Genomic DNA, 13,434 nt, shown 5'->3' with positions numbered 1-13,434 from the left:
GCTTTATTCGTCCTCATCATCACCTAAATCAAAGGTCGGCATCATATCCATTTGCGGTGACACAAATGTGTGATCTGACTGAGTATCTAGCACTGCACTTAATAAAGGCCCGTGGCTTAAAGTCAACTGTGCATGATGTGCCTGTGAAACTAGCTCACTAAAAGCAGGGTTATGCGCTTCGACCAAGTAATCTGCAATAGTAATTGCAACGCTACTATCAGGCGTAGGGTTTTGACAAAGCTGAGTAAGTAAGTCGTCATCTAAAAGTACACTGATCAACAGATCTGGTGCCTCTAAATCTCGCTCATTTAAGGTTTCATCAAAAAGAAATAACGGTAAGGTTAAACTGCTATCTTGCTCTAATTCCATGTGCTGCTCTCTAAATACGACTGTTCTGGCTTTTAATAGAGCGATTATAGCAAATAATAGTATTAAAAATTAGCGAAAGATTTCAACAGTTAGTGGAGTTTTATAGCAATTCGCTTAATTAAGGAGTCAATTTTGAGGCAAGCAAACCTCGTCGATAACAAGGCAAAAATTTCGTTATTTAGTTGCTATAAATCAGAAATTTTTAACGCCGTTAGCGTCAGGTTTAATCCCTCAAAATGATTTTATTATTGCGAATTGGTATTACTCACCAACTGTTGAAATATAGAAGTGCTGTTTGGCAAATTTACCAAGGTAGGGTTTCACCATTTGAATGCCAAAAACCACCCGTATTACTCAAGCTTAGTTCATCTATGCGTTGTATTAAGCGCTGTGCTGATAATTCTGGCGAGATATCGCCTGCAAAATTAACCATTTGCGTTTGCACAAAACCTGGATGAAATAACCCAACAGCAATTTTTTTACTTTTTAATTCATGAGCTAAACTCACTGAGGCCGCATTCAGTGCAGCTTTTGACATGCGATAACCAATATAGCCTCCAGAGCCATTATCAGCAATTGACCCCATACGAGAGGTGATCATGGCGACTTTAGCATCAACACCTAAACTATGGATCAAAGCATGAGTCACGCGGATCGGTGCTACCGCATTGACTGCAATTTGTTGATTGAGCGTATCAAAATCCATTTCTGCCATACTTTCATTATGGAAAATACCAGCATTGTTAATGAGTAAGTCGATCTTATGACCATGCAATTGGCTTTCTAGGGTGTCAATATCAGCAGCGTTAGCAACATCGATATTGCTGATCACTGTAACGTCTAACTCTTTAAGTTCATCGCTTGGTGTACGTACCACAGCCGTAACTTGGTAGCCTTTTGCTAAATATTGCTGACATAAATTAAGGCCGATGCCACGATTTGCGCCAGTAATTACCACGTGCTTTGTCATCAATTTCTCCATATTGCTGTTAATTTAACCTGTTCTAATTACTTGGGGTAATTCCACAAAATACAAGAACTAAATATAAAACTGAAACTACAACTGCAAGCCTTTCGTTCTATGCTATGTTAAATACACCACCCTTTCATCACGCTCATTATGTATAAAGTTTTATTGATATTTTTTGTTAGCTTATTTACAACAGCCAGCGCTGCTAATAATTACACTATTAATGTGTCAGAAAGTGCGTCTTATCAGTTAGGTCAAGCTCAAATTGAAACGCTATTTAATAAAATTTATGCACCTTTAGATATAACGCCACACTACATTTTTTTACCAAGCAAGCGAGGGCTTGAGCAAGTAAATGCCGGATTATATGATGCCGAAGCTGGACGATTTACTATTATTGGCAATCAATATAAATCACTATTAATGATACCGACTCCTCTCGCTGAACTTAAAATTGTACTTTTTTGTATTGAAGAATCATTCTGCCAGCTAGATGTCAATCAAGGGTTTTTAACTATTTCGGGGACTTTATTTACCGAAGCACTGTGTGAATCCAAGTTATTAAGCTGTAATACCGTGATCAATGATAAATCAGCCTTTATCGCATTAAAAAAACAACGTGCTCATGCCATCATTGGTAATAGCTTATTTCCTAAAGGCACTTTATGTGAATCCGGGTTAGAGCAAGTCTATATCCGAGAAATTCTAGGGCAATCATTTCCTCTTCATCACTTTATTCACAAACGCCACCAAGCGCTTTTAGCACCACTTGAACAGTCAATTTCGAAGCTAAAAGCAAGTGGTGAAATTACTGTTATATTGAATGAGATTGCTAATGAGTTTACACACTGCAATGGCAAAATCATTGAGCTGCCACCAATACAGTTAAACAGCTCTATTGACGATGGGTTAATCTTGAATATCATGAATTGACGATGTCATGATCGAAAACACCGCACCTTGCGGATCGGTGATTACACTAAAACGCCCTACTTCAGGAATATCAGTTGGCGGTACACACACTTCACCACCAAGTTGCTGCGCGGTGGCAGCGTAATTATCACAATCATCTACCGCAAAATAAATCATCCAATGAGCAGGAATGTCAGCTGGCCACTCTTCTGTCATTTCTAGCATTCCAGCAACAGGTTGATCGGCGATGGTGAATAATGTGTAACTCATACCTTCCATTGGTTTTTCGACGCATTTCCAGCCCAATAATTGGCAATAAAAATCACGGCTTGCAGCGCTATTACGTGTTGCTAACTCATGCCAATACGGAGTGTTTAGCTCCCCTAAGCGCTTACAGCCTTTATGCTCATTAGCTTGCCATAGCGCAAACAGTGCGCCACCAGGCTCATTCAGTAACACCATGCGCCCAGCGTCCATCACATCATGCGGGCCAGCAATGATATCAGCACCTAATTTTGTGGCTTTGGCAGCTACTTCATCAATATTATCTACCGCAATATAAGCTAGCCAATGGCTCGGTGTGGCTGCGGTTTTTTGCTCTAATGACATTTGATACATAGCGGCTATATCATCGCCTTGCTTTTGTAACATAGTGTAATAAAGATCATCACCAATCGGTTGGTCATCTGCCGCCCAAGAAAATAACTCAGTATAAAAAGCTTTGCCATTTTTCCAATCAGTTGTACATAACTCAGACCAACAAAAAATCCCATGGGGATGATTTACTTTTGTTTCACTCATGCTTTATTCGCCTTAAAAAATACGTCTATTAAAATTAAAAGAGGAATGCCATTTTCGCCAATTTTATTTATGACATAGCCAGTACTAACACAGCTATTAATTTCATTAATAGCAATAGTTGCTGGTAATTCGAGCTGAATATATTGCTAATAGAGCTAAATAAATGTATAAATACGAACAATTTTTACTACCATAACAAATAGTGATTGTATTGTGTCCATGAAATATTACTTACCGTTTTTACTAACTCCTTTAGCTGCATTCGCTAATTCTCAAGCCGATATTGAACAGATCACAATATCAACCACTCGTAGTACAGCTCCTGTGAGCACTGTACCAGCGACAATTAACGTGATTAGCGCAGAAGACATTGCAAAGCAATTGGCTCACACCCAAGATCTATCGCAGATTCTGGGTAACTTATTACCGAGCTTTTCACCAAGTCGACAAAAAATGACCAGTGCAGGTGAAACACTGCGTGGTCGAGAACCACTTTATATGATCGATGGCGTGCCACAATCAAATCCATTACGTAATGGTTCTCGTGATGGCAATACCATTGATCCTGCCATGATCGAGCGCATTGAAGTGATCAGCGGTGCCAATGCGATTCAAGGTATGGGCGCAAGTGGCGGTATTATTAATATTATTACCAAAACACCGGGCGACAATAATCATCAAGTAACCGCTGGTTTTAGCGCGCCAACAACTGGCGGTAGTGATAGCCAAAGTTATAAAGCCAGCTATTTGTTCAGTCAGGAAAAAGATGATTTAAGTATCGTTGCAGGCGTATCAGCACGTAGTACAGGTATGTACCGTGATGGCAATGGCAATTTAGTCGGTCTCGATGGTACCCAAGGCGACACCCAAGATTCAACCAGTTTGGACCTATTCTTTAAAGCGAAATACCAATTAGATAGTGAGCAAAGCCTACAAGTGATGCTCAACCATTACAAAATTGAAGGTAATGGCGACTATATTGCAACCGATGGTGATGTAACAACTGGGATCCCAACGGGCGCAGAAAAAGGTGATGTTGAAGGTGCAACCCCTCGTAACAGAGTTACGACAGCCACGGTTGATTATGTGCACAACAACCTCGCTGGCGGCAGTTTGTCGCTTCAACTCTTTATGCAAGACTTTGCTGCTATGTATGGCGGTGGCAACTTTGCAACGTTTCAAGATCCCAACTATGGTGATGACATTTTTGATCAATCTCAAAACAAGTCACAAAAGTTCGGTAGCCGCCTAACTTATGCCAAAAATAACCTTGCTGGCAGCGACTTTGATTTAGTCACCGGACTTGACTTATTAAGCGATGAGACCTACCAAGAGCTTGCACAAACCGGCCGTAACTGGGTTCCAGAAACAAAATTTAATAATGCTGCTCCTTTTGCACAATTACGTTTTGATGGCCTTGAAGATTGGACCTTCAACGTGGGCGCTCGCTACGAATACGGTAAGCTAAAAGTTGATGATTTCACTACCCTTGCCTCTTACGGCAGTACCTTTGTTGAAGGTGGCGAGCCAAGCTTTAACGAATTACTCGGTAATGTGGGTGTCGTATATCAAGTGACGGATGATCTACGCTTTTACGCCAGCTACAGCGAAGGCTTTAGTATGGCTGATGTGGGTCGAGTACTACGTGGTATTAATCAGCCTGGGCTATCTGTTGAAAGCTTTTTAAACTTAGAACCGGTGATCTCTGACAATCGTGAAGTAGGCCTTGAATATAACAATGACTTGTTTAGCTTTAAAGCCAGCTATTTTGAATCAGACTCTGATTTAGGCTCTCGTTTACAAGCAGATGCCGATGGTATTTACAGTGTACAACGTGAACGTACCGAAATATCGGGTATAGAAGCAAACTTACAATACTTCTTCAATGACGATACGACCTTTGGTGCTAATTATGCAGATACCGAAGGGCAATATGATGGTGATGGTGACAATGTTGTAGAAAGTGACTTAGGCGGCAGTAATATTTCACCAACGCGTCTGAATGTATTTTGGCAGCAACAGTGGACAAATAGTATCAACAGTCGTCTACAAGCTAACAAATTATTTGACCGTGATTATAACACCGGTGGTGAGTTTGAAGGTTATACCACTGTTGATTTATCAGTGAACTATCAAACTCAGCAATACGGCGCATTTAGCTTAGGTATTGATAATTTAACCGATGAGTTTTATATCACTTATTACGGCCAAACTAACCCTGCTGCGACCCGTTACTTTGCGGGTACTGGCCGAGTGGCCAGTGTAAATTGGAGCTTTGGTTTCTAACTGTAAATGAGTTATTGATTAGTAAGAGCGCTTCGGCGCTCTTTTTAATGACTATGCCCACCACTCAGTGCTTTACCGTTAGCATCATAAAAACCTGACGCACCATGCTCAATAAAACCTAGGTTAATCATTTTAGCTAAGAATGGGTCGCTCTCATTATCACCAATATCGGCGTAATCAGTCGTTTGGTAACTATCCCAATTGGCAAACTGTTGTAACACGTCAGCTTTATCAAAATGTACCGACACTAAGCTTAATGTTTGCGTTAACTGTGGCTTGCTAATACGCATTGAACTTATCAGCTTTTTATTTACCAACCATGCCAGTTCAATCTTAGTATCACCTTGTACTAACTGATAATTTTGCAGACGCTCACACCCTTCACCTTGCTCATTGGTTAGCGTCATTTTGGCAATAAAGTTATCACTCACTAATTGATACTTAGTACTCCAATCTTGCTGGCCGTGCACCTCTGTTGGCTGATATTCAATACCACGCTGTTGTGCTTGGAAATATCGAATAGGCCTGATCTGTTGATTACGTAACTGCTGCCATACTTCAACTAATTCATGGCCTTGCTCGGCAACTTGATGCGGCGTTCGCCACAATGTAAATTGTTGATCCTTTGCAAGCGCATTGGTTGTCGTCTGCTGATTGCTAACCTGATAGTGTGCTTGTACATATTGGCTATCAAGGTCGCATTGTGCGGCACTGGCCAATGGAGTTATGAATGCTAACGATGCGATGAGTTTTTTCACTGATTTCTCTTTTTTATCTAATACTGAGGAGCACTGTAAAGTGTTTATTTGGCAAATTAATGACAAAGAGCAACTCATCTACGAGTTGCTCTTATAATCTAACAGTGTTGTGCTCTTAGTTAGCCACTGTCATTTAATTAGCCACTTTGTCATCAGCTTGTTGCACTAAATCAGCAGCGTAATCCATAACATGAAAAATAAAGCTTTGTTCATTAGTACCAGTAACAAGGTGGGCACCTGGGCCGCGAGCATAAACCCCTACATCTTCACCTGCATGGGTTTCAGATGAAAGCGGGACTAACGCTTCTTGGTGGAAGCCTGGGCTTTGTGTATTAATATCAGTTAAATCAACACGACCCGTAACAGGAGCAAAGTTATAGCCTGCATCTGCATCGGTTTCCTCACCTAAATCTCTAAATCCACCCCCATTGGTATAACCAACTGTGGTGTACGGCATGTTGTCTGCCGCAAGGCTTGGCTCAGTTTCACCCACAGCAACCACTTTACCTAAAATTGGATTACCACGTTTAGGGTAACCTGCAATGGTAAATACATGGCTGTGATCAGCTGTAACAATAATTAATGTATCTTCAATGCTGGTTTTATCAAGTGCAACTTGTACCGCTTTTGACAACTCAATTGTATCGTTTAACGCATTATAAGCATTACCTGCATGGTGAGCATGGTCAATACGCCCTGCTTCTACAGTTAAGAAAAAGCCTTTGTCGTTATTATCTAATACGTCTAATGCTTTTGCTGTCATTTCTGATAAAGAAGGCTCTCCCGCAATATCGTTACTGCGGTCTGCTTCATATTGCATGTGGGATTCATTAAATAAACCAAACACTTGCTTAGTATTTACCACATCAATCGCGTCAAAGCTCGCTTGGTCCATTACGTATTGACCATTTGGATATTTAGCCTGCCACTCTGCCGTTAAATCGCGCCCATCAGTACGATCACCTTCTACTGAGCTTACTGCATCGGCTGAATTAAATGACGCATCTTTAGGTAAGAAGTGACGACGACCGCCGCCCATTACCACTTCGATACCATCAACGTCGACACCAGCAAAACGTGTTTCCAAATTCTTTTCAAAATTAACCAGTTGCGAAGCGATATCTTCACAATTTGCAGCCTCAGACTCAGGCATATCGGAGATATCTTCCCAATTACGGTTAGCCGCTTTAGCATAAGCTGCAGCTGGTGTGGCATGAGTAATACGCGCAGTTGAAATAATACCAGTTGATTTACCCGCAATTTCAGCCAGCTCTAATGAAGTAATAAGTTCATGACCTTTACCTGACAAACAATTGCCGTTAACCACTGCTTCATCAATACCAACAACACCGACATCTGTTTTTACACCCGAAACCATTGCTGTCATAGTACCCGCAGAGTCAGGTGTTTGTGCGTCTACATTGTAAGTTTTAGCAAAACCTGAAAATGGGAGTGTTTCAAAACTTAGCTGGTGTTCTTCACCCATTTTTCCTTGTAACTGACCCGCTAAAATACGCGCTGCGGTGACTGTCGAAATACCCATGCCATCACCAACAAACAGAATCACATTCTTCGCTTTACCTGATTCTGTAATAATATTAGCTATATTATCTTGGCTAGTAGCGAGTTGAGTTTTGGCTTCTTTAAACCAAGTATTTGTTGTAAGCGGCGCTAGCTGCTGTGCATTTAATGACGTTGCAGGGTCATTACATACAACAGATGTCGCAGTGACTTCATCCGCATCAAGTTCACCATTTTGATTGGTGTCTTCACCCGTTAAGGTTTCAATGCCACCATTGATACATTGCTCAGAGCCCACAGTAATTGCGTTTTCCACAGTCAGTGAATCAATTTTATCATCGTCATCAGAACAACCTGCTAATGCAACAACCACGGCAAGAGATATTAAATTTAATTTTTTCATTGTCATCACCATTATTCTTCTATTAGTTCGAGCGCTTGATTGATTATGTGGAAAATTACATTTTGCTCCACCACACCTTGTGCTAACTGCGCGCCAGGTCCCGTTGCGTGTAATGAAATATCTTCACCAGCATGGGTTTCTGAGCCCATTGGCACTGTGGCCTCTTGATGAAAACCAGCAGCTAAAGTATCTACACCACTCAAATCTACACGCCCTGCGGCTGCCGCTTCTGAATACGACGCATCGGCATCTGTTTCATCGCCTAAATCTCTAAAGCCTAAACCATTTGCGTAACCAACTGTGGTATATGGCATGCCATCAGCTGCAAGCGTTGCCGTGTCGCTACCAACAGCAACTACTTGCCCTAGAATTGGATTACCACGCTTTGGGTAACCAGCAATAGTGAATACATGACTATGATCCGCAGTCACTAAGATAAGTGTTTCACTTGGATCGGTATTTTCTACAGCAGCTTTAACCGCATTGGCTAACTCAATAGTGTCATTTAATGCGTTATAAGCATTGCCCGCATGGTGAGCGTGATCGATACGACCTGATTCAACCGTTAAGAAGAAGCCTTTTTCATTATTTTTCAGGATATCTATGGCTTTAGTCGTCATCTCGGTCAGTGAAGGCTCGCCAGCAATATCATTGCTGCGGTCTGCTTCATATTGCATGTGAGATTCATTAAATAATGCCAACGCACGCGTTGTATCTGTGCTTAAGCTGTCAAAACCAGCCTGATCAACCACATATTTACCTTCAGGATATTGCTGTTGCCACTGCGCCGTTAAGTCACGCTCATCAGTGCGGTCACCTTCGACCTCACTCATCGCATCGACAGAATTAAACGCCGCATCTTTTGGTAAGAAATGACGACGACCACCACCCATTACAACTTCAAGACCATCAACATCAACACCAACAAAACGCGCTTCTAAATTCTTCTCAAAATTAACTAACTGTGAGGCGATATCTTCACACCCTGCAGCAACCGCATCTGCTGGCATATCTGAGATATCTTCCCAGTTACGATCGGCTGACTTTGCATAGGTTGCAGCCGGTGTCGCATGGGTGATACGTGCAGTAGAAACGATTCCAGTAGCTAAGCCTTTTATTTCAGCAAGTTCAGTAGCCGTAATTAATTCATTACCTGCTACCGTTGCACAGTTACCGCGCTCTATATTTTCGTTTACACCAATAACACCCACATCCGTTTTAACACCAGAAATAATAGCCGTCATGGTGCCTGCTGAATCTGGCGTTTGCGCATCTACGTTATAGGTTTTTACTTGCGCAGAATATGGAAACTCTTCAAAACTCAAAAAGCCTTCTTCACCTAAAGCGCCTTGTTGTTGACCCGCAAGAATACGCGCCGCGGTGAGCGTTGATACACCCATACCATCGCCCACGAATAGAATTACGTTTTTTGCTTTTGTAGCGGGTGCGGTAGTAGCCATTGCCTGCTTAGCCGTTATTTTGCTTTGTGCAGCGCTATACCAATCATTTTTTGTTTGATTATCTGGTAATACACCGGCATTTGCCGTCGCAGACAATGCCAGTGTAAATCCAATTGCAGTCGCAATTTTATTAATTTTCATTTTTAAATTCCGTTAGTACGTTATGAACAAGAAAGTTAGTAATAATCAGAGCAATCATACTAGGCAGAATTTGTGACTGAAAAAGTGACTTTAGATTACATAAAAATGAAAGGTTTGATTGAATTTAATTTGTTATATCATAACGTTAGGTCAGCTATCAGCTATCAGCTATCAGCTATCAGCTATCAGCTATCAGCTATCAGCTATCAGCTATCAGCTATCAGCTATCAGCTATCAGCTATCAGCTATCAGCTATCAGCTATCAGCTATCAGCTATCAGCTATCAGCTATCAGCTATCAGCTAGAAAATTTGCCCGCTTCAACTTTCATGTCAAGACGAATTTGTCTTAAACTGACGGCTTACAGCTCAAATCGCAGACATTAAAAAACCCGAGACTAGGCTCGGGTTTTTTTAGTATTAATTAGCTAGGCTAACTATTACTCTACGATAGTTGCTACAACACCAGCACCTACAGTACGGCCACCTTCACGGATAGCGAAACGAAGACCTTCGTCCATCGCGATTGGCGCGATTAGAGTTACTGTCATCTTAACGTTATCACCAGGCATTACCATTTCTACGCCTTCTGGTAACTGTACGTCACCTGTTACGTCAGTTGTACGGAAGTAGAACTGTGGACGGTAACCTTTGAAGAAAGGAGTATGACGACCACCTTCATCTTTAGAAAGTACGTATACTTCTGAAGTGAATGTAGTGTGTGGCTTGATTGAACCAGGCTTAGCTAGTACTTGACCACGTTCAACGTCTTCACGCTTAGTACCACGTAAAAGTGCACCAATGTTCTCACCAGCACGACCTTCGTCAAGTAGCTTACGGAACATTTCAACACCAGTACAAGTAGATTTAGTTGTATCACGGATACCAACGATTTCTACTTCGTCATTCACGTTGATGATACCAGCTTCAACACGACCAGTTACAACTGTACCACGACCTTGGATTGAGAAAACGTCTTCGATAGGCATGATGAATGGCTTATCGATGTCACGCTCTGGCTCTGGGATGTAAGAATCAAGTGCGTCAGCAAGTTCAATGATCTTGTCTTCCCACTCTTTCTCGCCTTCTAACGCTTTAAGCGCAGAACCAGCGATTAGTGGTAAGTCATCACCTGGGAAGTCGTACTCAGAAAGAAGTTCACGAACTTCCATTTCTACTAATTCAAGTAGCTCTTCGTCATCAACCATGTCACATTTGTTCATGAACACAACGATGTAAGGTACGCCAACTTGACGAGAAAGAAGGATGTGCTCACGCGTTTGTGGCATAGGGCCGTCAGTCGCAGCAACAACTAGGATAGCGCCGTCCATTTGAGCAGCACCAGTGATCATGTTTTTAACATAATCCGCGTGTCCAGGACAATCTACGTGTGCGTAGTGACGAGTAGGTGTATCGTACTCAACGTGTGAAGTTGAGATTGTGATACCACGCTCACGCTCTTCTGGAGCGTTATCGATTGATGCGAAATCTTTAGCAACACCGCCGTATACTTTTGCAAGTACGTTAGTGATTGCTGCAGTTAGGGTTGTTTTACCGTGGTCAACGTGGCCGATTGTACCTACGTTTACGTGCGGTTTTACGCGTTCAAACTTTGCTTTTGCCATCTTAAAAAATTCCTATAAAGAAATTAAAGGTTCAGTCCACTGTGGACCAAACCGAGCTAAAAAATTACTTAACAGCGCGAGCTGTAATTATTGTATCTGCAACATGCTTCGAGGCTTCAGCGTACTTCAAAAACTCCATAGAGTATGAGGCACGACCTTGTGTCGCAGATCGTAGATCAGTAGCATAACCAAACATTTCAGAAAGCGGAACCTGAGCGTTAACTAATTTAAGCCCGCCTAGCGCTTCTTCCATGCCTTCGATCATACCGCGGCGACGATTTAAGTCACCAACTACATCACCCATGTTTGCTTCAGGAGTGAGTACTTCAACCTTCATCATTGGCTCTAAAAGTACAGGGTCTGCTTGTAGCGCCCCCTGCTTCATCGCCATTGAACCTGCTATTTTAAATGCCATTTCATTCGAGTCTACATCATGGAATGAACCATCATATAAAGTCGCTTTCACGCCAAGTAATGGGTAGCCTGCCAACACACCTTGAGCCATTTGCTCTTGGATGCCTTTGTCTACCGCAGGGATGTATTCTTTCGGTACTGAGCCACCTACGGTTTCGTTAACGAATTCGTAAATTGGTGCTTCATCATCCGAAATATCCATCGGTTCAAGTTTAAGCCAGACATGACCATATTGACCACGTCCACCTGATTGACGTATGAATTTACCTTCAACTTTAACAGTTGAACGAATAGCTTCACGGTAAGAAACCTGCGGCTTACCAACGTTACATTCAACACTGAATTCACGTTTCATACGGTCGACAATGATATCGAGGTGAAGTTCACCCATACCAGAAATAATAGTCTGGCCTGACTCATCATCAGTTTGTACGCGGAAAGATGGATCTTCTGCCGCTAGTTTACCTAGTGCGATAGCCATCTTGTCCTGGTCAGCGATTGTGCGAGGCTCAACCGCAACAGAGATTACTGGTTCAGGGAACTCCATACGCTCAAGCGTAATAATAGAGTTCGGATCACACAGTGTTTCACCTGTTGTTACGTCTTTAAGACCAATAGCCGCCGCGATGTCGCCTGCGTGGACTTCTTTGATCTCTTCACGTGAGTTTGAATGCATCTGAACGATACGGCCAAGACGCTCACGCTTACTTTTTACTGAGTTGTAAACCGCATCACCCTGTTTAACAGTACCAGAGTAAACACGGAAGAAAGTTAAAGTACCAACGAACGGATCTGTTGCAATCTTAAAAGCAAGTGCAGCAAACGGTGCGTTGTCATCAGCAGGACGTTCTTCCTCAGTGCCATTTTCAAGGATACCTTGAATTTGTTTCACTTGTGTTGGTGCAGGCATATATTCAACAACGCCATCAAGCACAGCTTGAACACCTTTGTTTTTAAATGCACTACCACAAGTTACAGGGACGATTTCGTTCGCTAATGTACGCTGACGTAAAGCAGCTTTAATCTCTGCTTCACTCAGGTCTTCACCTTCCAAATACTTATCCATTAGTTCTTCAGATGCTTCAGCAGCGCTTTCAACTAAGTTTGAGCGCCATTCTTCAGCTAAATCTTGAAGTTCTGCCGGTATTGCCTCATAAGTGAAAGTCATTCCCTGGTCTTCATCATTCCAGTTAATCATTTTCATTTTTATAAGGTCAATAACACCTTTAAAGTCGTCTTCAGCGCCGACCGGCAACTGAATTGGAACAGGCGTTGCTCCAAGACGAGATTTCACTTGGCTAACAACCGTTAAGAAGTCAGCGCCCGTGCGATCCATTTTATTTACGAAGATCATTCTCGGAACTTCGTATTTGTTCGCTTGACGCCAAACTGTCTCTGTTTGCGGCTGTACACCTGATGAAGCACAAAGCACAACTACCGCACCATCAAGTACGCGTAAAGAACGCTCTACTTCGATAGTGAAATCTACGTGTCCTGGTGTATCAATAATATTGATACGATGGTCGTCAAATTGCGCGTCCATCCCTTTCCAGAAACACGTTGTTGCAGCAGAAGTGATTGTGATACCACGCTCTTGTTCCTGCTCCATCCAATCCATAGTTGCGGCGCCATCATGTACCTCACCGATCTTATGAGAAAGACCCGTGTAGAACAAAATACGTTCTGTTGTAGTGGTTTTGCCTGCATCTACGTGAGCAACAATACCTATATTACGGTAGCGCTCAAGTGGAGTTGTACGTGCCATAAAATCCTCTT

General features: G+C 42.2%; 11 protein-coding genes. 3 read left to right on the top strand and 8 right to left on the bottom strand.

The features are described 5' to 3' along the window. Positions 1 to 3 precede the first annotated feature (3 nt). Both KAN5_RS16160 and KAN5_RS16155 read right to left on the bottom strand, forming a co-directional pair. Positions 4 to 369 carry a hypothetical protein gene (locus tag KAN5_RS16160; RefSeq protein WP_138555569.1) on the bottom strand — a complete coding sequence of 122 codons (366 nt, stop codon included), beginning with the start codon at positions 367 to 369 and terminating at the stop codon, positions 4 to 6. Positions 370 to 673: 304 nt separating this feature from the next. Then, positions 674 to 1,339 (bottom strand): SDR family oxidoreductase, encoded by a 666-nt coding sequence (locus KAN5_RS16155; protein WP_016709603.1) that lies wholly within the window; start codon positions 1,337 to 1,339, stop codon positions 674 to 676. A gap of 150 nt (positions 1,340 to 1,489) precedes the next feature. On the opposite strand from KAN5_RS16155, the gene KAN5_RS16150 reads away from it, so the two are divergent. After that, the gene (locus tag KAN5_RS16150) at positions 1,490 to 2,272 is read left to right on the top strand and encodes a hypothetical protein (RefSeq protein WP_016709604.1); all 783 of its coding nucleotides are present in this window, start codon (positions 1,490 to 1,492) and stop codon (positions 2,270 to 2,272) included. Here KAN5_RS16150 and KAN5_RS16145 read toward each other — a convergent pair. Then, a complete protein-coding gene (locus KAN5_RS16145) occupies positions 2,249 to 3,052 on the bottom strand; it encodes a VOC family protein (RefSeq protein WP_138555570.1) in 804 nt (267 codons plus the stop codon). The genes KAN5_RS16150 and KAN5_RS16145 overlap by 24 nt on opposite strands. A gap of 219 nt (positions 3,053 to 3,271) precedes the next feature. Between KAN5_RS16145 and KAN5_RS16140 the strand changes: the two genes are divergently transcribed. After that, positions 3,272 to 5,338: a TonB-dependent receptor gene (locus KAN5_RS16140; RefSeq protein ID WP_244390109.1), complete on the top strand. Its 2,067-nt coding sequence runs from the start codon at positions 3,272 to 3,274 to the stop codon at positions 5,336 to 5,338. A 44-nt stretch (positions 5,339 to 5,382) separates the two neighbouring features. On the opposite strand, the gene KAN5_RS16135 is transcribed toward KAN5_RS16140, so the two are convergent. The 3 genes from KAN5_RS16135 to KAN5_RS16125 form a co-directional block, all read right to left on the bottom strand. Next, positions 5,383 to 6,096 carry a hypothetical protein gene (locus KAN5_RS16135; RefSeq protein ID WP_244390108.1) on the bottom strand — a complete coding sequence of 238 codons (714 nt, stop codon included), beginning with the start codon at positions 6,094 to 6,096 and terminating at the stop codon, positions 5,383 to 5,385. Positions 6,097 to 6,229: 133 nt separating this feature from the next. After that, complete coding sequence (locus tag KAN5_RS16130; RefSeq protein ID WP_244390107.1) at positions 6,230 to 8,020, bottom strand: alkaline phosphatase; 1,791 nt, start codon at positions 8,018 to 8,020, stop codon at positions 6,230 to 6,232. Positions 8,021 to 8,031: 11 nt separating this feature from the next. Continuing rightward, positions 8,032 to 9,621, bottom strand: coding sequence for an alkaline phosphatase (locus KAN5_RS16125; protein WP_244390106.1), 1,590 nt, complete (start codon positions 9,619 to 9,621; stop codon positions 8,032 to 8,034). 72 nt (positions 9,622 to 9,693) lie between these two features. Here KAN5_RS16125 and KAN5_RS16120 point away from each other — a divergent pair, with 72 nt between their 5' ends. Further along, entirely contained in the window at positions 9,694 to 9,972 is a 279-nt protein-coding gene (locus KAN5_RS16120) for a hypothetical protein (protein WP_244390105.1), read from the top strand. A gap of 87 nt (positions 9,973 to 10,059) precedes the next feature. Here the strand turns inward: KAN5_RS16120 and tuf are convergent, their stop codons facing one another. Both tuf and fusA read right to left on the bottom strand, forming a co-directional pair. Then, the gene (gene tuf, locus KAN5_RS16115; protein ID WP_064668786.1) at positions 10,060 to 11,244 is read right to left on the bottom strand and encodes an elongation factor Tu; all 1,185 of its coding nucleotides are present in this window, start codon (positions 11,242 to 11,244) and stop codon (positions 10,060 to 10,062) included. A gap of 64 nt (positions 11,245 to 11,308) precedes the next feature. Continuing rightward, positions 11,309 to 13,423 carry an elongation factor G gene (fusA, locus tag KAN5_RS16110; protein WP_016710545.1) on the bottom strand — a complete coding sequence of 705 codons (2,115 nt, stop codon included), beginning with the start codon at positions 13,421 to 13,423 and terminating at the stop codon, positions 11,309 to 11,311. Positions 13,424 to 13,434: the final 11 nt, after the last annotated feature.

It is taken from the genome of Pseudoalteromonas sp. KAN5, from assembly GCF_022846535.1.
GTDB lineage: Bacteria > Pseudomonadota > Gammaproteobacteria > Enterobacterales > Alteromonadaceae > Pseudoalteromonas > Pseudoalteromonas haloplanktis.
This window is presented reverse-complemented; position numbering and strand designations above follow the sequence as displayed.